This is a genomic window from Paenibacillus sp. CB74 (genome assembly GCF_055687625.1).
Genome location: NZ_CM146009.1, coordinates 5,175,137 through 5,197,087 on the forward strand (window position 1 = coordinate 5,175,137; position 21,951 = coordinate 5,197,087).

General features: G+C 48.8%; 17 protein-coding genes, 10 tRNA genes and 3 rRNA genes. All 30 read right to left on the reverse strand.

Features of this window, described 5'->3' with window-relative positions:
• Nucleotides 1-25: 25 nt before the first annotated feature.
• Entirely contained in the window at nucleotides 26-760 is a 735-nt protein-coding gene (hisA, locus tag ACX9NY_RS22885) for a 1-(5-phosphoribosyl)-5-[(5-phosphoribosylamino)methylideneamino]imidazole-4-carboxamide isomerase (protein ID WP_047841450.1), read from the reverse strand.
• Between the two features lie 63 nt (nucleotides 761-823).
• A complete protein-coding gene (hisH, locus tag ACX9NY_RS22890; RefSeq protein WP_472475269.1) occupies nucleotides 824-1,450 on the reverse strand; it encodes an imidazole glycerol phosphate synthase subunit HisH in 627 nt (208 codons plus the stop codon).
• A 3-nt stretch (nucleotides 1,451-1,453) separates the two neighbouring features.
• Complete coding sequence (gene hisB, locus ACX9NY_RS22895) at nucleotides 1,454-2,083, reverse strand: imidazoleglycerol-phosphate dehydratase HisB (protein WP_472475271.1); 630 nt, start codon at nucleotides 2,081-2,083, stop codon at nucleotides 1,454-1,456.
• Nucleotides 2,076-3,380 carry a histidinol dehydrogenase gene (hisD, locus tag ACX9NY_RS22900; RefSeq protein ID WP_105602316.1) on the reverse strand — a complete coding sequence of 435 codons (1,305 nt, stop codon included), beginning with the start codon at nucleotides 3,378-3,380 and terminating at the stop codon, nucleotides 2,076-2,078. The genes hisB and hisD overlap by 8 nt, the downstream gene beginning before the upstream one ends.
• 154 nt (nucleotides 3,381-3,534) lie before the next feature.
• Nucleotides 3,535-4,194 carry an ATP phosphoribosyltransferase gene (gene hisG, locus ACX9NY_RS22905; protein WP_062837770.1) on the reverse strand — a complete coding sequence of 220 codons (660 nt, stop codon included), beginning with the start codon at nucleotides 4,192-4,194 and terminating at the stop codon, nucleotides 3,535-3,537.
• A gap of 1 nt (nucleotide 4,195) precedes the next feature.
• Nucleotides 4,196-5,398 carry an ATP phosphoribosyltransferase regulatory subunit gene (locus tag ACX9NY_RS22910; protein WP_472475275.1) on the reverse strand — a complete coding sequence of 401 codons (1,203 nt, stop codon included), beginning with the start codon at nucleotides 5,396-5,398 and terminating at the stop codon, nucleotides 4,196-4,198.
• Nucleotides 5,399-5,787: 389 nt separating this feature from the next.
• On the reverse strand, nucleotides 5,788-6,330 hold the full coding sequence (locus tag ACX9NY_RS22915) for an acyltransferase (RefSeq protein WP_339238996.1): 543 nt from the start codon (nucleotides 6,328-6,330) through the stop codon (nucleotides 5,788-5,790).
• Nucleotides 6,327-6,983: a pyrophosphatase PpaX gene (gene ppaX / locus ACX9NY_RS22920; protein WP_339238995.1), complete on the reverse strand. Its 657-nt coding sequence runs from the start codon at nucleotides 6,981-6,983 to the stop codon at nucleotides 6,327-6,329. Before ppaX ends, ACX9NY_RS22915 begins: the two co-directional genes overlap by 4 nt.
• 6 nt (nucleotides 6,984-6,989) lie before the next feature.
• On the reverse strand, nucleotides 6,990-8,015 hold the full coding sequence (gene lgt / locus ACX9NY_RS22925; protein ID WP_342571551.1) for a prolipoprotein diacylglyceryl transferase: 1,026 nt from the start codon (nucleotides 8,013-8,015) through the stop codon (nucleotides 6,990-6,992).
• 121 nt (nucleotides 8,016-8,136) lie between these two features.
• Complete coding sequence (hprK, locus tag ACX9NY_RS22930; protein WP_091011999.1) at nucleotides 8,137-9,075, reverse strand: HPr(Ser) kinase/phosphatase; 939 nt, start codon at nucleotides 9,073-9,075, stop codon at nucleotides 8,137-8,139.
• 425 nt (nucleotides 9,076-9,500) lie between these two features.
• Nucleotides 9,501-10,625, reverse strand: coding sequence for an ABC transporter ATP-binding protein (locus ACX9NY_RS22935; protein WP_062837775.1), 1,125 nt, complete (start codon nucleotides 10,623-10,625; stop codon nucleotides 9,501-9,503).
• 103 nt (nucleotides 10,626-10,728) lie between these two features.
• Entirely contained in the window at nucleotides 10,729-11,922 is a 1,194-nt protein-coding gene (locus tag ACX9NY_RS22940) for a PucR family transcriptional regulator (protein WP_342571550.1), read from the reverse strand.
• A gap of 142 nt (nucleotides 11,923-12,064) precedes the next feature.
• Nucleotides 12,065-12,137: transfer RNA gene (locus tag ACX9NY_RS22945), tRNA-Lys, on the reverse strand.
• A 7-nt stretch (nucleotides 12,138-12,144) separates the two neighbouring features.
• Nucleotides 12,145-12,230: transfer RNA gene (locus ACX9NY_RS22950), tRNA-Tyr, on the reverse strand.
• Between the two features lie 12 nt (nucleotides 12,231-12,242).
• Nucleotides 12,243-12,315, reverse strand: a tRNA-Phe gene (locus tag ACX9NY_RS22955).
• Between the two features lie 21 nt (nucleotides 12,316-12,336).
• Nucleotides 12,337-12,414, reverse strand: a tRNA-Asp gene (locus tag ACX9NY_RS22960).
• A 9-nt stretch (nucleotides 12,415-12,423) separates the two neighbouring features.
• A tRNA-Thr gene (locus ACX9NY_RS22965) sits at nucleotides 12,424-12,499 on the reverse strand.
• A gap of 5 nt (nucleotides 12,500-12,504) precedes the next feature.
• A tRNA-Val gene (locus ACX9NY_RS22970) sits at nucleotides 12,505-12,580 on the reverse strand.
• Between the two features lie 9 nt (nucleotides 12,581-12,589).
• A tRNA-Met gene (locus ACX9NY_RS22975) sits at nucleotides 12,590-12,666 on the reverse strand.
• A 43-nt stretch (nucleotides 12,667-12,709) separates the two neighbouring features.
• Nucleotides 12,710-12,801: transfer RNA gene (locus ACX9NY_RS22980), tRNA-Ser, on the reverse strand.
• Between the two features lie 83 nt (nucleotides 12,802-12,884).
• A 23S ribosomal RNA gene (locus ACX9NY_RS22985) occupies nucleotides 12,885-15,811 on the reverse strand.
• A 210-nt stretch (nucleotides 15,812-16,021) separates the two neighbouring features.
• Nucleotides 16,022-16,097, reverse strand: a tRNA-Ala gene (locus ACX9NY_RS22990).
• 22 nt (nucleotides 16,098-16,119) lie between these two features.
• Nucleotides 16,120-16,196: transfer RNA gene (locus ACX9NY_RS22995), tRNA-Ile, on the reverse strand.
• A gap of 38 nt (nucleotides 16,197-16,234) precedes the next feature.
• Nucleotides 16,235-16,351, reverse strand: a 5S ribosomal RNA gene (gene rrf / locus ACX9NY_RS23000).
• 106 nt (nucleotides 16,352-16,457) lie between these two features.
• Nucleotides 16,458-18,009, reverse strand: a 16S ribosomal RNA gene (locus ACX9NY_RS23005).
• Together the 16S, 23S and 5S rRNA genes with 10 tRNA genes alongside form the textbook arrangement of a ribosomal RNA operon.
• A gap of 348 nt (nucleotides 18,010-18,357) precedes the next feature.
• The gene (locus tag ACX9NY_RS23010; protein WP_339238991.1) at nucleotides 18,358-18,627 is read right to left on the reverse strand and encodes a pro-sigmaK processing inhibitor BofA family protein; all 270 of its coding nucleotides are present in this window, start codon (nucleotides 18,625-18,627) and stop codon (nucleotides 18,358-18,360) included.
• A 34-nt stretch (nucleotides 18,628-18,661) separates the two neighbouring features.
• Nucleotides 18,662-18,937, reverse strand: coding sequence for a DUF2508 family protein (locus tag ACX9NY_RS23015; RefSeq protein ID WP_472475282.1), 276 nt, complete (start codon nucleotides 18,935-18,937; stop codon nucleotides 18,662-18,664).
• Nucleotides 18,938-19,121: 184 nt separating this feature from the next.
• Complete coding sequence (recR, locus tag ACX9NY_RS23020; protein WP_062838113.1) at nucleotides 19,122-19,721, reverse strand: recombination mediator RecR; 600 nt, start codon at nucleotides 19,719-19,721, stop codon at nucleotides 19,122-19,124.
• Between the two features lie 35 nt (nucleotides 19,722-19,756).
• Entirely contained in the window at nucleotides 19,757-20,068 is a 312-nt protein-coding gene (locus ACX9NY_RS23025; protein ID WP_036607248.1) for a YbaB/EbfC family nucleoid-associated protein, read from the reverse strand.
• A gap of 41 nt (nucleotides 20,069-20,109) precedes the next feature.
• Complete coding sequence (gene dnaX, locus ACX9NY_RS23030; protein WP_472475285.1) at nucleotides 20,110-21,855, reverse strand: DNA polymerase III subunit gamma/tau; 1,746 nt, start codon at nucleotides 21,853-21,855, stop codon at nucleotides 20,110-20,112.
• Nucleotides 21,856-21,951 lie beyond the last annotated feature (96 nt).

Below are 21,951 nucleotides of genomic sequence, written 5' to 3' on the forward strand. Positions count from 1 at the left end.
CTCTTCCTCTCTATCCGAGTATCCCTTACTTATTTACTGCACGTACCGCTTCAGACAGATCGATGCTTCCCGTATACAGTGCTTTACCCACGATCGCTCCACCAACACCATCATCGGCGTGACGGCTCAGACGAAGCAGATCATCCATTACACTCACACCACCGGAAGCAATAACGGTCCGTCCGCTTGCCTTGGCTAGAGACACAATCGCTTCCACATTAGGACCCTGCATCATACCATCACGGGAAATATCCGTAAAGATAAACGTTTCTGCCCCATACGCCGCCAATTCCTTCGCGAGTACCTCTGCCTGTACTTCCGATGTTTCAAGCCATCCACGGGTTGCCACGTAACCATTACGAGCGTCGATGCCAATTGCCACTTTGTCGCCGTAACGTCCCAGTACTTCCTCTGTAAAAGCACGATCCTCAATGGCCGCTGTTCCAATGATCAGCCGGCTAACACCCAGACCCAGCAATCGCTCTACATCCGCTACTGTACGAAGTCCACCGCCCACCTGAACAGGTACGTTCACAGCCGAGGCAATGCGACCGATCAGCTCATCGTTAACAGGATGACCTGCTTTGGCACCATCCAGATCCACCAGATGCACATATGTACCGCCTTGCTTCTCCCAGGATAGAGCCACTTGAACCGGGTCATCGTTGTACACGGTCTCCTGATTATAATCTCCCTGCACCAGTCTTACACATTTGCCGTCCCGGATATCAATCGCCGGATATAGGATAAAAGATGACATACAAGGCCTCCTGAATATGAATTAGATTTGTACGCTTTCTATAGTTAAGAAGAGATGATTGTTTTACCGTTGTACAGGCGCTCCTGTCAGAGCCAAAAAGTTGCCGAGCAGCTTCATGCCAAGCTCTCCGCTTTTCTCCGGGTGGAATTGCATGCCGAAGTTGGATCCTCTGCCTACAATGGCTGTCACCGGATGTCCGTAATCCGTTACCGCCAGCAGATCATCCCTGTTGTCAGTAAGTGCATGATAGGAATGCACAAAATAGACGTGTCCTGCCTCAAGTCCCGCAAACAGCGGGTTTTCCGCATGCAGGAATTCCAGACGGTTCCATCCCATATGAGGAACCTTCAGTTCTCCGGGTGCAAAACGCACCACTTTACCTGGCAATATATCCAGTCCCTCATGTTCGCCATGCTCCTCACTTGAGCTGAACAACAACTGCATCCCCAGACAGATACCGAGCAGCGGCTTGGAACCTGCAGCGGCTTCTTTCACAACCGTATCCAGTCCACTCTCCCGCAAATGAACCATCGCATCACCAAAAGCACCTACGCCTGGCAGAATCACACCATCTGCGCCAAGAATCTCTTCCCGGTCACCCGTGACCAGCGCCTCGTAGCCAAGACGTTCGACCGCTTTGCCGACGCTGTGCAGGTTACCCATACCGTAATCGACAATTGCAATCGCCATCGTCTACAGCACTCCCTTCGTGGAAGGCACACCCGTTACACGTGGATCAATCAACGTTGCTTCATCCAGTGCACGTCCCAATGCCTTAAAGATCGCTTCAATCATGTGGTGGGTGTTCTGACCATAGTGCACAATGACATGCAACGTAATCCGAGCTTCCAGCGCCAATTTCCACAGGAATTCATGTACCAGCTCCGTGGAGAAACTGCCTACCTGTTGGGAAGGATATTCTGCACGGTATTCAAAGTGAGGTCGGTTGCTCACATCAATAATAACCTGAGCGAGTGCCTCATCCATCGGTACAAAAACACTGGCGTAGCGCTTAATCCCGCGTTTGTCACCCAATGCTTCTCGCAACGTCTGTCCCAGACAGATGCCGATGTCTTCAACCGTGTGATGATCGTCAATGTCAATATCTCCACGGGCCTGTACGTTCAGGTCGAATTGTCCGTGCTTCGTGAACAGATCCAGCATATGGTTCAGGAAAGGTACATCCGTTTCAATCGTGGATTGTCCTGTTCCATCTACATTAAAGGCCAATTGAATATTGGTCTCGTTCGTTTTGCGGTCAACCTCTGCTTGGCGCACTGCACCTTTGTTTTCAAGTTCCACACCGTTATTTTGATTATCCATTGTCCGATTCCGCCTTTCCTTCCTGTTCTAACCGTACAGCGATTGCACGGGCATGACCTTCAAGACCCTCATGGCGGGCCAACTCTATAATAGCCGCTCCGTTCTGCAGCAGCGCTTCTTTACTATAATAGATCAGACTGGATTTCTTGATAAAATCGTCCACGTCCACTGGCGAACTGAATCGCGCCGTTCCATTGGTCGGAATAATATGATTCGGTCCGGCAAAATAATCCCCTACCGGCTCCGAGCTGTACGGGCCGAGGAAGATCGCACCGGCATTCTCAATCCGGCCAGCGTAAGCCATCGGCTCCTGCACCATAATCTCCAGATGCTCCGGTGCGAGCCGGTTCACCACATCGATTCCCTCATCGATGGAATCGACCACAATAATTGCGCCATACTGCTCTACCGAAGCAGCAGCGATATCACGCCGCGGCAGCACTTCAAGTTGCCGCTGCACTTCGCCCTGCACGGCTTCCGCCAGCGCGGCCGAATTCGTGACGAGAATGGCCGATGCCATCTCGTCATGTTCCGCCTGCGACAACAGGTCGGCGGCGACATACACCGGATTCGCCGTATCATCGGCGAGTACCACAATCTCACTCGGCCCGGCGATACTATCGATATCGACCGCACCGTACACCTCGCGCTTCGCGAGCGCCACGTAAATATTGCCCGGTCCACAGATCTTGTCGACCGGGGCAATGCTCTCCGTGCCGTAAGCCAGGGCGGCGATGGCTTGAGCGCCGCCAACCCGGTACATCTCGCTCACGCCTGCTTCCGCAGCAGCCACGAGAATGTACGGGTTAATGCCTTCACCACCGTTGGTAGACGGCGGCGTCACGAGAACAATCTCCGGCACGCCTGCCACCTGTGCCGGAATCACATTCATCAGCACAGACGATGGATACGCTGCTTTACCGCCAGGTACATAGACCCCGACCCGCTTCAGCGGTCGGATGACCTGGCCCAGCAGGCTGCCGTCCGGCTGCCAATCCATCCACGAGTTGCGTTTCTGCTTCTCGTGAAACGCACGAATGTTGGCGGCGGCTTGCCGAATCGCCGTCACAAAGGATGGCTCCACGGCTGCATAAGCCGCCTGCAGCTCTTCCTGCGGCACGCGCAATTCCGCGGCCGTCAGCTTCGTGCGGTCCAGCTGCTCCGTGTAACGCAGCAGTGCCGCATCACCCTCACGGCGAATGTCGCTGACAATACGCCGTACCGTTTCATTTTGCTCTGGCGTGCCATACTCCACTTCACGCTTCAGATCAAACTCACGTGCAGGTACAATTTTCATACGTACAACCTCCTCATCCCCTGTAATACCTACCTTATATGGCCGATTTGTTTCTCGTTTTCCTCGTTCCTTACTTCTATCGTTTCATTCTTTGGTTATTCCGTTTGTATATTTCCCGTTCCTTGCTGCCTTGCAGTCCTTGCTTATCGGTAATTTATCCCCGAAGGCTTCCCGCCGATATCTCATTCGATGCCGGAATAACCTGCTGAAGTGCATCACACAAAGCCTGGATTCGTGCGTTTTTCATTCGATAACTTACCCGGTTGGCGATAAGACGGCTGGTGATGTCCAGAATACCTGTCATCTCCACCAATCCGTTCTCGCGCAGCGTCTGACCAGTCTCCACCAGATCGACGATCCGGTCTGCCAGACCAATTAAGGGCGCAAGCTCAATGGAACCATTCAGCTTGATCACCTCAACCTGCTGCCCCTGCTCCCGGAAATACTGTGAAGCGATCCTCGGGTACTTCGTTGCAACACGTTGCTGAATACCTGGCTTCCAGTCGGGAAGTCCAATTACAGACATACGGCACTGGGCGATTCCCAGATTCAATAGTTCGTACACATCCCGATTTTCCTCCAGCAGCACGTCTTTACCAACAATTCCGATATCAGCAACACCGTACTCCACGTACGTTGGAACATCTACTGGCTTCGCCATGATGAATTCCATTCCCGCTTCCGGTACTTCAATGACCAATCTGCGTGTATCATCCACGTCTTCTGGAATATCCAGCCCCGCTTCACGGAACAATTTGGAGGCTTTTTTATAGATTCGGCCCTTCGGCATGGCCACCTTCAGAATATCCGACATCTCAGCGTCCTCCTCCTTCTTCAGATCCGTAAGTAATAACCTGCTCAGCCTGAACGATTGTTGCTCCAGTAGATACAGCACTTGCTCCAGCCCCGTCTTCAGGAAGAAGGAGTGTCACTACATTTTGTCCCAGACTGCGTAATCTTGCCGCTTCTGTCAGTGCCTCGGCCCGACGTTTCGGGCTATATTGGATAAGTATCGGTTTCTTCTCTTCAATGGTAATACCGTGAACGCCATCAATAATCCGGTTGGTTTTCAGTGCAAACCCTGTAGCTGGCAACGAACGCCCGAATTGTTGTAACAGATTGTCATACCGCCCGCCGCTGCATACCGGAGATCCCAGTTCTGCTGCATATCCTTCAAACGTCATGCCCGTATAATAGGAGAAATCCCCGATCATCGTCAGATCAATCAGTACATGTTCGGATACACCGTACGCTTCCAACACTTCGAATACTGCACACAGATGCGCAATCGACTGTGCTGCTTCAGCGCTTGAACTTAGCTCTACCGCATGTGTGCAGACTTCCTTGCCACCGCGCAGACGCAGAATCGCTTCAAGCTGTTCTTTCAACTTGGGTTCCAGGTTCAATGCTTCGATGGACTGGCGATAGCCGACATAATCACGTCCGAGCAGCCCTTCCTTCAATTGCTCCTGCTCCGTTGTCTGGCCTGGAATCACTTCCTCCAGTAATCCGTTCAGGAATCCCATATGACCCATCGCTATTTTAAAAGAAGATACGCCCGCTGCCTGCAAAGAGGCAATCGCAAGCGCAACAACTTCTGCATCCGCCTCAGGTGAGTCATCTCCAACCAGCTCCACCCCTGTCTGGAAGAACTCCGCCTCGCGTCCAGCTTCCTCTTCAATCGAACGAAATACGTTCGCATGATAGGACAGACGCAGTGGCAATTGCTCATCTTTGAGCATGGACGAAACGACACGTGCAATCGGAGCCGTTAGATCCGATCGGAGCACCAGGGTGGTTCCCCGGCTGTTCAATAATTTAAACAATTTGCGATCCGATGTAGAGCTGGCTACACCTACCGTGTCGTAATATTCAATCGTTGGTGTGATGATCTGACGGTAACCCCAGCGTTCCATACATTCTAGTACATTCCGCTCAATCGTACGCAGCTTGGATACAACATGTGGTGTATAGTCGCGAAATCCGGTCGGTTTTTCAAATCCTTTTGGTTTGGACATTGGTATTATTCACCCCGAGTCAGTAATTTAAGAGTGGTGCTCATTCTATTTCAACAGGATTTATGTAGTGTAAATCCCCATTCTATCTTGTAACCCTGAATCAACGTATTGCTGCACAAGCTTTTAACTATTGGTTTAGTTCAACCTTTATCACGTTTAATTTCCCCAACAATACTTTCACATGGTAAAGTGCTAACAAACTAAAGGATATGGGATATGATAACATGAAATCCGCACTACCGTCAACAATACCGAAGCTTGATTGCCCTTGGATCGGCATCTCGTTTTATATTCGCACCGTTACCCTCACCCATCGGTATTTATATACGAAAAAAGCTGCCATAAGCAGCTTTTTACTTCAACCCATCTTCTTTCATTACGTTGTGGACTTAATGCACACTACCCTGAGAAGAATTATCCGTGTTAAAGACAGTCTCTTCCGTAGAAGCTGCCGCACGGGATAAGTCACGTAGTGGATTACCTCCAACAAAAGCTCCTGGTGCAACATCCTTATGTACGACAGCTCCAGCAGCTACAACCGCTCCATCCCCTATGGTTACCCCAGGCAGAATCGTTGTATTGGCACCAATCAGTACATTTTCCCCGATAATCACCTCACCGAGCCTGTACTCCTTAATGAGATACTCATGAGCGAGAATCGTTGTGTTGTAACCGATGACCGAGTTTTCGCCGACCGTTATTTTCTCCGGAAAAAACACGTCCACCATCACCATCAGGCCAAAGGCCGTATGTTTTCCCACCTTCATCCCCAGCATTCGGCGATAAATCCAGTTCTTCACCGATAGAATCGGACAGTAGCGTGACAACTGGATCCAGATAAAATTACGAACGCCCTTCCACGGACTCACTGTCTTGTAGATATGCCAAAGTGCATTCTGATCCTCTACTGGATAGCGGGTTACTTTTCTCATGAACGACCCGTTTCAATACGGATGAGTTCTAACAAGTCTCTCATGTCGTGCAACATGTGATCGGGGCCATATCCGTTCAGGATTGTTTCTCCTTTAAGAGACCATGCAACCCCCGCCGAGAGTGCACCCGCATTTTGAGCCGATTGGATATCCACCGGACTATCACCAACCATCAACGTTTTAGCAGGATCTGCACCCAGTTCCGTCATTGCTTTCAACACAGGCTCAGCATGTGGCTTCGGATTCGTCACATCAGTCACGGTCACAATCGTCTTCATATATTTCAGTAGGTCAAAACGTTCCAGCACCTTTAATGTAGATGGACGAATTTTAGTTGTGACCACACCCATCACAATGCCAGCCTGATGCAACGCCTCTACTACCTCAATGACATGTGGAAAAGGTCTAACCATCGCTTCATGATGGATATCATTATAGGCACGATAACCTTTCACGTACTCAGAGACTTCCTCTTGTCCAGAAAAGGTACGCATTTGCTGCTCCAGTGTGCCACCCATATGCGGAATGATCTGTTCTCGTGTCCATGGAGCTGAATGCTCCCATCCCCCCATGACATGCTGGAATGAGCTGATAATCAGCTCATTGGTATCAATAATGGTTCCGTCCAGATCGAACAATACCGTGTCAATCATGTTGCATTACTCCTTTTTATCATCAACTTGCTTCGGGTCATCTTTGGCTGGAGGTGTTACCTTGCTCTCTTTGCCAACAACTGTTCCTGTATGTTCCATATCATCAGAGGTAACTTTGGACGATACAATCGGATCACTGTAACGAACATCGGCTTTACCTGTCACTCTTCTCACCACTATGAATACAACAGCAACAATAATGATACCAATAGCGAGCAGTTGCGAGATTCTTACGTTGCCATAAGCAGGATCAAGATATCCTTGTTCGAAGCCCATCACAGTCATTGGAGACCACAGCCCGTTAACTAATGAAGCAACCCATTGCGGAGCCTGGAAGCCCAGACTGTCCGTACGCAAAGCTTCAATGAAGAAACGACCGATAGAGTACCAGATGAAATAGGACATGAACAGTTCACCTGAACGCAGGAATTTCTGACGACGCAGAATCAGCAGCAAGATTAGACCAGCGAGACTCCATACTGATTCATACAAAAACGCAGGATGATGGAATACACCTTCTACGTTCATTTGATTCACAATAAAGTCCGGCAGATGAAGCTTGTCTCTCAAAAATGATTCTTCCACAGGACCGCCATAGGCTTCCTGATTCACAAAGTTCCCCCAACGTCCGATCATCTGTCCAACAATCAGTCCAGGCGCACAGATATCGGCCATACGCCAGAAGTTATAGCCTTTACGACGGAAGAAAATAACTGCACAGATGATTGCACCAATAAGGGCACCATAGATGGCGATACCGCCATTCCATATTTTAAAGACATCCCAGAAATTATCCTTGTAATCTTCCCACTTAAATGCGACATAGTAGATGCGGGCACCAATGATGGCAGAAGGCACACCCAGCAGAACCATGTCCATGAACACTTCCTGTGGGATATTGTAGCGTTTGCCCTCCCGGATCACGAGCAGCAGTCCTATAAGTGCCGCGGCACCAAGAATAAGCCCGTACCAGTGAACCTTTAACGCTCCAATAGAGAACGCAATCGGGTTCAACAGTAATAATGTATCCATTCATTCACACTCCTATTTATTCGATCAATCACACGCATGACGAATGGTTGGCATGCCCTGCGCCTCCAGAGAAGCAGTACACGTCAACCATTTATCTTCATGTCCTTGTATAAAATGTTTCTTAATCCATGTCTTCCATATCTTCCGAGATGGTTGCTGTCAGCTTGTTCGTGAATTGCAGTGCAGCATTAAGACCCATCTGTTTCAGACGATAGTTCATTCCGGCTACTTCAATAATAACCGCCAAGTTCCGTCCCGGACGAACAGGAATCGTAACGAGAGGCACATCGGTATCAATGATACGTGTAGTCTCTTCGTCCAGACCCAGACGATCGTATTGTTTATCCTGCTGCCATGCTTCCAGACGTACAACCAGGGTAATCCGTTTGTTATTCCGAACGGCACCGGCTCCGAATAATGTCATGACGTTGATAATACCGACACCTCGAATTTCGAGCAAGTGGCGGATCAATTCAGGTGCAGTACCGTGAAGCTGAAAATCTGACGTTTGGCGGATCTCTACCGCATCATCGGCAATCAGTCGGTGTCCACGTTTAACCAGTTCAAGTGCTGTTTCACTCTTACCAATACCGCTACTACCTGTAATCAACATACCAACCCCGTATACATCACACAGTACACCATGAATCGTGGCAGTAGGTGCTAATTTGCCTTCCAAAAATCCGGTAATCCGGCTGGACAGAATTGTTGTTGCCATATTACTGCGTAATACAGCCAGATCCCGTTCTTCACTGATATCAATCAGCTCTTGCGGGACTTCAAGTCCGCGCGTTACAACGATACAAGGCGTCTCTTCTGTACAAAGACGTTGCATACGATCACGCCGCTCTTGCTCGGGTAACATTGCAAAGAAAGCTAACTCCGTTCTTCCAAGTAGCTGTACCCGTTCTTGAGGATGGTATTCAAAATAACCGGCCATTTCCAGACCAGGACGGTTCAGATCATCTACCGTAATGACTCTTTTCAATCCGTGAGATCCAGAAACAACCTCCAACTGAAACTGCTGTACCAATTCGGATACTTTCACTTTTTTCGCCATTTGTCTCTTCCTTTCAGCATTCGCTGTACCTCTATGTAATTCAGATCGTGTATCAGTTCTTTCCATTATTAGCGCATTCACAACATGGGGTACAGAATGCATACCCTTCCAACAGTCGGTTCTCTCAGATATATGAAGACAGACCTTCAAATAATCTTAAATGAATTCCGGGATGAATGCAATCGTAGCCTCCGACAACCATTAGTAAGAAAAAACCTTCTGATCAAGCACCCATTAGGGATACTACATGGATGGTTTAGCGGTCGTTTATACAGGTAATTGTTAATCCTTGCTCCGCTGAATATTATAGAATTCATTAATTTTTTAAAAAAAGCCCCTTCCAGCAATAACGGAAGGGGCTCTCATTACAATGTATAAGTGCGTTAACTGTCAGAATCCATCGTCACCGATGAATCCCAGTAATATTAGTCTTGAAGAAGTACGTTCACTTCAGTCTCTTTGTCAAAGATATGAACTTTGTTCATGTCGATGGCCATTTTAACTGTGGAACCATCACGAGTGTTAGAACGTCCGTCTACACGTGCGATTGTAGTATCGTTACCTACACCGCTCAAGTAGAGGAGCATTTCGTGACCCAGGTTCTCTGTTACATCTACGTGAGTAGAGAATACAGAGTTCGGGGATGCTTCCAGGAATACGGGCTCTTCGTGAATGTCTTCTGGACGAACACCCAGAATGACTTCTTTGCCAATGTATCCTCTAGATTTCAACACTTGTGCTTTACCTTGCGGGATTTCAACGTCCACGCCTGGAGCTACGAAGTGCAGGTTAGCACCTTGCTCAGCCAGTTTACCCGAGATAAAGTTCATTGTCGGGGAACCGATGAAACCAGCTACGAACAGGTTAGCCGGCAGGTTATACAACTCTTCCGGAGAAGCTGCTTGTTGGATGATACCATCCTTCATAACTACGATCCGGTCACCCATCGTCATTGCTTCGATCTGGTCATGCGTTACGTAGATAACTGTTGTTTCCAAACGTTTAGCCAGTTTAGTGATTTCCGCACGCATCTGACCACGGAGCTTAGCATCCAAGTTGGAGAGAGGCTCATCCATCAAGAAGACTTGTGGATCACGGACAATCGCACGTCCTAGAGCGACACGCTGACGTTGACCACCGGACAATGCCTTAGGTTTACGCTCAAGCAAATGCTCGATATCCAGGATTTTAGCTGCTTCACGTACACGTTTGTCGATCTCGTCTTTTTTAACCTTACGCAATTTCAAACCAAACGCCATGTTTTGATATACGCTCATATGCGGATACAAGGCATAGGATTGGAATACCATCGCGATATCGCGGTCTTTAGGTGCAACATCATTAACGACACGGTCACCGATATAGAGTTTACCTTCAGAAATTTCCTCAAGGCCTGCGATCATACGCAGTGTTGTTGATTTACCACAACCGGACGGACCTACCAATACCAGAAATTCTTTATCTTTAATGTCCAGGTTAATGTCAACTACAGTTGCTTTATCAGAACCCGGGTATTTTTTGAAAATATGCTCTAAACGTACTCCAGCCATGATTGTTGCCTCCTCAGAGATCATTTTGTAATCGAATACAATTTGTATTTTTATATTACCCTATCTGTATGAGGTTTGACTATTCGCAAACTGCACAAAAATATCAATGCTTTTTCGTCACTTTGTACATAAGCAGTAAAAACTGCACTAGAACAGCACTTTCGAAGTGCCTTACATCGTATCCAATCTCCTGTTTGATCTTGTCCAGACGATAAACCAACGTATTACGATGAATAAAAAGCCGTTTGGCTGTCTCGCTCACATTACAGTCCAGGCTAAAAAAGGTTTCTAACGTAGCAAGAGTCTCACTATCATTTAAGATTAACGTGTCCTTGCCTGTTTCCTGTATAAATCGTATCCGTTGTTCATCTGGAATGCTCGCTACCAACCGTTCCAGATGAAGATCCCATGGGAGATGAATATGCTGCGTAACATGGAATGCTCTCCCCAATTGCACACTTTCTTTAAGAAGCGCTGTAACTGATACTAATTGTTCTGCGGGTATGCACGGCAGAGATGCAGACAGATGGAACACCCCAGCCCATTCACTGGCTACCAGTTCATGTAACCCCAGACAAAAAGCGTTCAGTGAATCCTTTTGGGCATCCGGTGTATCTTCCTCGGCTTCTTCTGTAACGATTTCTTTATCACCCATGAAAACCCACTCTTGCTCCCCCAAAGGAATCAATACAATCTCCTCGCCAAAATAACTCTCAAGCAGCTTGTTGAGTTCCTTGGATCGTAGACGATGTGCATCCGGTGTATCCCCTTGCAGCAAGAACAGAATCTTCTCAGCATTCAATCCAGCAGGCACCACAAAGTGATCAGGAACCGTTTGAGATTCCTGCTTGGATGGTTCTTCGATCTGCTCTCTAAGCCAGAGACCCAATTCAGTCAAATACTGCTCCCTATCATTCTCATATACAACAGGCTGTGTCTCATCGGGTAATTCTGTGTTGGAACGGATCAAAAGCTCAATAAATCTCCGTCTCTCCACAGTGATGGATCTTGCAGCGCATCCCCAACATACCACGGTCTCTTCTTTCTCATTCATCCGAACCTTAAAAAATATGCGTTCTCCCGTATTCAGACTGATCACATCGGATGAGCTTGGAGATGTATTTTGTTCAGATAGCTCCAGACTTTCACCTTTATCACCATAGGTCTCTGAATTTTCATGAAGACCCACCAGATTCGTAACGGATTGCGTCCATTCCTCTATTGTAATTTCATATTCGTCCAAAGTTGTGCCTATAATGACTTCAATTTGCTGTTTTAGATCAGGTATGAACTTCATATAATGAACGTCACCACTCTGCATGTTTTCTATTAGTTTATCATATCTTGCACAGCATTAATAAATATCCATAATCCGTTAAAATTACATAACAAAAAAGAGCGACTAATCAAATTAATGATTAATCACTCTTTTTTAAAGATGAGTCATGAAGGGCTCGAACCTTCGACACCCTGATTAAAAGTCAGGTGCTCTACCAACTGAGCTAATGACTCATAAAACTGGTGGAGGATGATGGATTCGAACCACCGAACCCGTACGGGAGCAGATTTACAGTCTGATGCGTTTGGCCACTTCGCTAATCCTCCAGGGATTAAAGGTGGCTCGGGACGGAATCGAACCGCCGACACGAGGATTTTCAGTCCTCTGCTCTACCGACTGAGCTACCGAGCCATATTTAATTTTTAGGATTAATGGCGGAACCGACGGGATTCGAACCCGCGATCTCCTGCGTGACAGGCAGGCATGTTAGGCCAACTACACCACGGTTCCAGGCATTAATGGTGCCGGCGAGAGGACTTGAACCCCCAACCTACTGATTACAAGTCAGTTGCTCTACCAGTTGAGCTACACCGGCGTATATGGTGGAGGCTGAGGGGATCGAACCCCCGACCCTCTGCTTGTAAGGCAGATGCTCTCCCAGCTGAGCTAAGCCTCCTGGGTAATATGGTAGCGGCGGAGGGGATCGAACCCCCGACCTTACGGGTATGAACCGTACGCTCTAGCCAGCTGAGCTACACCGCCATATTAGTTGTGTCTTGATTGCTTTTCCATCTTAAGGTAAAGATGGCGGAGAGAGAGGGATTCGAACCCTCGCACCGCTTACGCAGTCTAACCCCTTAGCAGAGGGTCCCCTTATAGCCACTTGGGTATCTCTCCAAATAACAATGTTCAACATCATTCAAGGATTGCTCCCTGAAAACTAGATTCGAAACGAAACATGCGAACCACAACTTGCATATTTGGATAAGCCCTCGACCGATTAGTACTGGTCAGCTCCATGCATTGCTGCACTTCCACCCCCAGCCTATCTACCTCGTCGTCTTCAAGGGGTCTTACATACTGGGAAATCTCATCTTGAGGGGGGCTTCACGCTTAGATGCTTTCAGCGTTTATCCCGTCCGTACATAGCTACCCAGCGGTGCTCCTGGCGGAACAACTGGTACACCAGCGGTACGTCCATCCCGGTCCTCTCGTACTAAGGACAGCTCCTCTCAAATTTCCTACGCCCACGACAGATAGGGACCGAACTGTCTCACGACGTTCTGAACCCAGCTCGCGTACCGCTTTAATGGGCGAACAGCCCAACCCTTGGGACCTACTTCAGCCCCAGGATGCGATGAGCCGACATCGAGGTGCCAAACCTCCCCGTCGATGTGGACTCTTGGGGGAGATAAGCCTGTTATCCCCAGGGTAGCTTTTATCCGTTGAGCGATGGCCCTTCCATGCGGTACCACCGGATCACTAAGCCCGACTTTCGTCCCTGCTCGACTTGTAGGTCTCGCAGTCAAGCTCCCTTATGCCTTTGCACTCTTCGAATGATTTCCAACCATTCTGAGGGAACCTTTGGGCGCCTCCGTTACTCTTTAGGAGGCGACCGCCCCAGTCAAACTGCCCACCTGACACTGTCCCCGCACCGGATTACGGTACCAGGTTAGAACCTAGATACGATCAGGGTGGTATCCCAACGTTGCCTCCACGCAAGCTGGCGCTCACACTTCAAAGGCTCCCACCTATCCTGTACAGATCGTACCCAAATTCAATATCAAGCTGCAGTAAAGCTCCATGGGGTCTTTCCGTCTTGTCGCGGGTAACCTGCATCTTCACAGGTATTAAAATTTCACCGGATCTCTCGTTGAGACAGCGCCCAAGTCGTTACGCCATTCGTGCGGGTCAGAATTTACCTGACAAGGAATTTCGCTACCTTAGGACCGTTATAGTTACGGCCGCCGTTTACTGGGGCTTCGGTTCACAGCTTCGGATTGCTCCTAACCACTCCCCTTAACCTTCCAGCACCGGGCAGGCGTCAGCCCGTATACTTCGCCTTACGGCTTCGCACAGACCTGTGTTTTTGCTAAACAGTCGCTTGGGCCTTTTCACTGCGGCCCCCTCGTGCTATTCACACTACCGGGGCACCCCTTCTCCCGAAGTTACGGGGTCATTTTGCCGAGTTCCTTAACGAGAGTTCTTCCGCGCGCCTTAGAATACTCTTCTCGCCTACCTGTGTCGGTTTGCGGTACGGGCACCTTCACCTGGCTAGAGGCTTTTCTTGGCAGTGTGAGATCATGACCTTCGCTACTACAATTTTCGCTCCCCATCACAGCTCAGCCTTAATGATGTGCGGATTTGCCTACACATCAGCCTCACTGCTTAGACGGACATCCATCAGTCCGCGTCACTACCCTACTGCGTCCCCCCATTGCTCATAACGGCTTACGGTGGTACAGGAATTTCGACCTGTTGTCCTTCGACTACGCCTTTCGGCCTCGCCTTAGGTCCCGACTTACCCTGAGCGGACGAGCCTTCCTCAGGAACCCTTAGGCTTTCGGCGGATCAGATTCTCACTGATCTTTTCGTTACTCATACCGGCATTCTCACTTGTATAATGTCCAGCGCTCCTTACGGTACACCTTCAACCCTTATACAACGCTCCCCTACCCCTGATGCAAGCATCAAGCCATAGCTTCGGTGGTGTGTTTAGCCCCGTTACATTTTCGGCGCAGAGTCACTCGACCAGTGAGCTATTACGCACTCTTTCAATGGTGGCTGCTTCTAAGCCAACATCCTGGTTGTCTGTGCAACTCCACATCCTTTCCCACTTAACACACACTTGGGGACCTTAGCTGATGGTCTGGGCTGTTTCCCTTTTGACAATGGATCTTAGCACTCACTGTCTGACTCCCGGAAGTAAGTCTATGGCATTCGGAGTTTGACTGAGCTTGGTAACCCTTGCGGGCCCCGCACCCAATCAGTGCTCTACCTCCACGACTCTGTTTTCCGAGGCTAGCCCTAAAGCTATTTCGGGGAGAACCAGCTATCTCCGAGTTCGATTGGAATTTCTCCGCTACCCCCACCTCATCCCCGCACTTTTCAACGTGCGTGGGTTCGGGCCTCCAGTGCGTGTTACCGCACCTTCACCCTGGACAGGGGTAGATCACCCGGTTTCGGGTCTACGTCCACGTACTAACTCGCCCTATTCAGACTCGCTTTCGCTGCGGCTCCGGCTCTTCACCTTAACCTTGCACGGGAACGTAACTCGCCGGTTCATTCTACAAAAGGCACGCCATCACCCCTAAAACGGGCTCTGACTTTTTGTAAGCACACGGTTTCAGGTTCTATTTCACTCCCCTTCCGGGGTGCTTTTCACCTTTCCCTCACGGTACTGCTTCACTATCGGTCGCTAGGAAGTATTTAGCCTTGGCAGATGGTCCTGCCAGATTCATACGGGGTTTCACGTGCCCCGCACTACTCGGGATCCGTCTCGGAGAGAATCAACTTTCAATTACAGGGCTTTTACCTTCTTTGGCGGGCCTTTCCAGACCTCTTCGTTTAACTGACTCCTTTGTAACTCCATGTGAGACGTCCCACAACCCCAAAGAGCAAGCTCTCTGGTTTGGGCTTCTCCGCGTTCGCTCGCCGCTACTGACGGAATCACTATTGTTTTCTCTTCCTCAGGGTACTTAGATGTTTCAGTTCCCCTGGTATGCCTCTACATAACCTATGTATTCAGTTATGAGTAACTGGAAATTACCCCAGCTCGGGTTTCCCCATTCGGACACCCCCGGATCAAAGCTTGCTTACAGCTCCCCGAGGCAGTTTCGTTGTTCGCCACGTCCTTCATCGGCTCCTAGCGCCTAGGCATCCTCCGTGTGCTCTTAGTAGCTTAACCAAATTGCTCCGGTTTCGATTGCTCACTCCCCTTGTTTTGGACTGCGTCCAAAGCCAAAAGTCGCTCCCACTCGATACCATCGCAACAGCAATTAACTACCGTTTTTATTGAAACTTGTTATGCACAAGTTCAGCTAAAAAGGAATGTTCTAATTCGCGTTTGTTTCGTTTCGATATCTAGTTTTCAAAGAACAAACTTGTAAAACATTTTTGGTGGAGCCAAGCGGGATCGAACCGCTGACCTCCTGCTTGCAAGGCAGGCGCTCTCCCAGCTGAGCTATGGCCCCATATAAAGTTTAAAGGTATAGATGGTGGGCCCTGGTGGACTCGAACCACCGGCCTCACCCTTATCAGAGGTGCGCTCTAACCAACTGAGCTAAGGGCCCACATTATATATACTTTTTTTGAACCCAGAATGGGTTACGCTTGGCGGCGTTCTACTCTCCCAGGACCCTGCGGTCCAAGTACCATTGACGCTGAAGGGCTTAACGGTCGTGTTCGGGATGGGAACGTGTGGAACCCCTTCGCTATCGCCACCAAACGTTTGAGAGTTTGAGCTCTCAAAACTGAGCAACGAGTGAGTAACTAGCCGACCTGGCTAGATTTTGTATTTGAATGTTTCCGCTACGGGAAACGATTCTCCATAGAAAGGAGGTGATCCAGCCGCACCTTCCGATACGGCTACCTTGTTACGACTTCACCCCAATCATCTATCCCACCTTCGGCGGCTGGCTCCTTGCGGTTACCCCACCGACTTCGGGTGTTATAAACTCTCGTGGTGTGACGGGCGGTGTGTACAAGACCCGGGAACGTATTCACCGCGGCATGCTGATCCGCGATTACTAGCAATTCCGACTTCATGCAGGCGAGTTGCAGCCTGCAATCCGAACTGAGACCGGCTTTTTAGGATTCGTTCCACCTCGCGGCTTCACAGCCCGTTGTACCGGCCATTGTAGTACGTGTGTAGCCCAGGTCATAAGGGGCATGATGATTTGACGTCATCCCCACCTTCCTCCGGTTTGTCACCGGCAGTCACCTTAGAGTGCCCATCCGTAATGCTGGCAACTAAGATCAAGGGTTGCGCTCGTTGCGGGACTTAACCCAACATCTCACGACACGAGCTGACGACAACCATGCACCACCTGTCTAGCATGTCCCGAAGGAAAGGACTATCTCTAGCCCGGTCATGCTGATGTCAAGACCTGGTAAGGTTCTTCGCGTTGCTTCGAATTAAACCACATACTCCACTGCTTGTGCGGGTCCCCGTCAATTCCTTTGAGTTTCAGTCTTGCGACCGTACTCCCCAGGCGGAGTGCTTAATGTGTTAACTTCGGCACCAAGGGTATCGAAACCCCTAACACCTAGCACTCATCGTTTACGGCGTGGACTACCAGGGTATCTAATCCTGTTTGCTCCCCACGCTTTCGCGCCTCAGCGTCAGTTACAGCCCAGAGAGTCGCCTTCGCCACTGGTGTTCCTCCACATATCTACGCATTTCACCGCTACACGTGGAATTCCACTCTCCTCTTCTGCACTCAAGTCACCCAGTTTCCAGTGCGATCCGGGGTTGAGCCCCGGGATTAAACACCAGACTTAAATGACCGCCTGCGCGCGCTTTACGCCCAATAATTCCGGACAACGCTTGCCCCCTACGTATTACCGCGGCTGCTGGCACGTAGTTAGCCGGGGCTTTCTTCTCAGGTACCGTCACCTTGAGAGCAGTTACTCTCCCAAGCGTTCTTCCCTGGCAACAGAGCTTTACGATCCGAAAACCTTCATCACTCACGCGGCATTGCTCCGTCAGGCTTTCGCCCATTGCGGAAGATTCCCTACTGCTGCCTCCCGTAGGAGTCTGGGCCGTGTCTCAGTCCCAGTGTGGCCGATCACCCTCTCAGGTCGGCTACGCATCGTCGCCTTGGTGAGCCGTTACCCCACCAACTAGCTAATGCGCCGCAGGCCCATCCCCAAGTGACAGATTGCTCCGTCTTTCCAGTTTCCTTCAGGCGAAGGAAACAACTATTCGGTATTAGCTACCGTTTCCGGTAGTTGTCCCAAACTTGAGGGCAGGTTGCCTACGTGTTACTCACCCGTCCGCCGCTAAGTCTCAAAGAAGCAAGCTTCTTATCAACTCCGCTCGACTTGCATGTATTAGGCATGCCGCCAGCGTTCGTCCTGAGCCAGGATCAAACTCTCCAATAAAGTATTGAAAAGAGCGATAAGCTCATTTTGAATCTGACGAGATTAAACATCTCATTTGTGCTCCAGTCGATCCAAGCCAAGGCTTGTCTCAAACTTTCGCGTTCATTCTGCAAGCAGAATGTTTACTCACTCGTTGTTCAGTTTTCAAAGATCAAACTTGTTTTTTTGTCACCATTTTCTCTCAGCGGCGACTTTTATAATATATCATACTTCGTTCGTTTTGGTCAAGTGTTTTTTTGAAATTCTTTTTCGAAGCTCGTAATGAACTTCTTCATTTCATCGAAAGCATGTAACCAAGCAAGCAAAGCAACGAGATATAATGTACCATATAAATATCCTGGGAGTCAACTATCCAAACAAAGAAAATTTCAACCCTAATAATAGGCCCACACCTGGCAATCCCAAAACAGTCACTGTCCCTATCGTTGCAGGGTTCAACGGGATGTAGGTTCCTATAATCCAGCCGGAATAATTCACGATGTATATCCCTACTGCAGCAAGCACCAGATGGATTCCAAATGACGTAAATACCGACAACCCTATCCGCTTTCTGAATAAAACCACAATAAGTCCCAGTAAAGATACAACTAGTACGCTCCCCAGTATAATACTCTTCATATGGTACACCTCCATGTTTAATGTAATCTCAGCTCTATATACTCAATCCTCGCTGTGATGCAACATCATCATTAGCTCTGGCTCGCTTTGCTCTTCTCAAATGAATCTGGTACTTTCGCTCAGCTGCCTCCAATACATAGATGGCATAATCAATCTCATCCTGCCCCTGCGCATCTTCAAACTGTCTCATAGCCCGTTCCCACTCCTGCTTAGCCGTCTGTACATCTGCATAGATCTGATCCTCCTCAAGCTCCTTCAACATTCTGTTCTGTTTCTCTATTGAGTTCCGTGTATTTCGCCACAAAAACATAAACTCTCCTCCTCCTGATCAGCACAGCATATTCTCATACTTATCAAGGAAAGGACAAACTTAGAACTTGAGCATTTATTTTCTCCACAAAAAAAGAGAGCCCTAGGGCTCTCTTTGCTCATCGAAACTTATTTAGCTTCCGAAGTTTCCAAGGAAGTTCATTGTTTAATTCAACCTGAAAACACTAACGCATCTCTCTGCGCCCTTCTAACGCCTTGGAAAGGGTCACTTCATCCGCATATTCAAGATCGCCACCTACAGGCAATCCATGCGCAATCCGGGTCACACTGATCTCAAACGGACGTACTAAACGGGAGATGTACATCGCCGTAGCCTCACCCTCAATATTGGGGTTTGTCGCCAAGATGATCTCTTTAATACGTTCATCACTTAATCGAATCAGGAGTTCCTTCAAACGAATATCATCTGGTCCAATTCCCTCCATAGGTGAGATCGCACCCTGTAACACATGATAGTATCCATCGAATTCCTTGGTGCGCTCCATGGCCACCAGATCTTTCGAATCCTGAACTACACAGATTACAGAGACATCCCTGGACTTATCCTGACAGATGCGACACGGGTCGGTATCGGTAATATTACAACACACAGAACAGTAATGAAGATTACGCTTCACACTTACGAGTGCTTTGGCAAAATCAATAACGTCATCTTCCTTCATGTTAAGCACATGAAAAGCTAAACGAGCTGCCGTCTTGGGGCCAACACCCGGCAATCGAGTGAAGGCATCAATCAGCTTGGCTATTGGTTCGGGATAATACAATCGATTGTGTCTCCTTTGACAGGATCAATTTTTAATTAAAATAATCCCGGAATATTCATGCCGCCAGTGAACTTGCCCATATCCTTGTTGGCAATTTCATCAGCTTTGGCCATTGCATCATTAACAGCTGTCATAACGAGATCCTGCAACATTTCAACATCTTCCGGATCTACCGCTTCAGGTTTGATCGTGATAGCAAGCAATTTCTTGTGTCCGTTAACTTCAGCCGTCACTACACCGCCACCGGATGTACCTTGGACTGTTTTGTCCGCCAATTCCTCTTGTGCTTTCAGCATTTGCTCCTGCATTTTCTTCACTTGTTTCATCATTTGGTTCATGTTGTTCATAATTGTTCATCTCCTTTGTTATGGTTATCGCGCTATGCGCATTATTCTTTGATCACTACAAGGTCCTCACCAAAGAGTTGAATGGCTTCATCTATCCAAGGCTGTTTACTGCTTGAACCACCGTCTTCATGCTCGGGTTCAAGCTTAAAGTCCTCCTTTGGCGTTTCAGAAGCTCCCTCCGTTGCTCCGGTCCAATCTTTGAGCATCATCGTCACCAATCGCGCAGGACGCCCAAGCTGCTCGGACAACACCCGCTCAATGACTTCACGGTTAGCCTGCTTCTCCGTTGTTTCACGGTGAATGTTGTTTTTAAAAGCAACCAACACATTGTCCTCAAGCAATGATACCGGCTCACCATCCACGAACCAGGCGTGAACGGTAACCCTCTCTTCCTTCACCCTTTGCAGGATCTGACTCCATTTTTTGCTGATCTCTGCGAACTCAGGGGCTCCCTTGCGCGCAACATACTGATCCAACTGTGCAGGAAGCTTCGCAGGCGAGTTCCCTCTCGATACAGGAGCTCTTGTTGCCGGACGCGACGGAGCGCTCGATGCAACTTCTCCACCAGACAACCCACTCTTTAGTGCACGATCCAACTTCTTCTCCAACTCAGCAAGCTGCTGCTTCAAGCGATTGATCTCTCCCCCATCAGCAGGTGCTGCATGAGCTGAAGCTCCCACCTGAACAGAAACCTCGCCTTGAGCTGGAATACTACACAGTTTAAGCAATGCAACTTCAAATAATGTCTGTGGTTGTACTGCATACTTCATTTCACTCTGGTACCGATTAAGAGTATCAATCATGTGGAACAGTTGTTCCCTGGTAAATGACTCTGCCATATCACGGAAAGATTCCGGATTAAGTACCCGGTCCGTCAGTTTATCTGCATCAGGTACCATCTTAATCATAAGCAAATCGCGGAAATAATACAGCAAATTCTCCATGCACTTGTCTGCGCTCTTTCCTTCATGCATGAAACCTTCAATCATCTGCAGAATATGACCAACATCACCCTTGAGTAGCGAAGCAGCCAGTTTGGCAAATTGTTCTGAAGCAATTCCACCCGTCATGTCCATGACCTGCTGGTACGTTACTCGCCCATCTGTAAATGAAGAGATCTGATCCAGCACACTGAGTGCATCCCTCATTCCACCGTCTGATAAACGGGCAATGTATTGGAGCGCATCCTGGTCCGCTTCCATACCTTCCTGTTCACAGATCAAGGTAAGTCTTGCTGTCTGCTCTTCCAGGGAAACCCGACGAAAATCAAATCGCTGACAGCGCGATATAATTGTTGCCGGAAGGCGGTGTGGTTCTGTTGTTGCCAAAATAAACATCACATGTGGCGGTGGCTCTTCCAATGTTTTGAGCAAAGCATTGAATGCCTCCGTCGTCAGCATGTGCACTTCATCAATAATATAGACTTTCTGCCGGACTTCGGTTGGCGCATATTTAACCTTTTCCCGAAGATCACGGATTTCTTCAACGCCCCGATTGGATGCAGCATCAATCTCCTGCACATCCATCACAGCGCCAGTCGTAATCCTGCGGCAAGCTTCACACTCGTTACAAGGTTCAGGCGCAGGCCCACGTTCGCAGTTCACAGCTTTGGCCAAAATCTTGGCGGCACTTGTCTTCCCCGTTCCTCTGGGCCCGCTAAATAAGTAGGCATGGGAAGTCCGCTGTTCACGAATCGCGTTCTGCAAGGTCTGAATAATATGCTGTTGCCCCACCATATCTTGAAACGACTGGGGACGCCAAGCCCGGTATAACGCGATATGCTCCATGATGCGTTACCTTCCTTCCACTTCGCATTCGAGTCCTTTGTCGTTCCCCCATTATACTATATTCCAGGGTGAATCCAAACTTTATCTGACTCATTC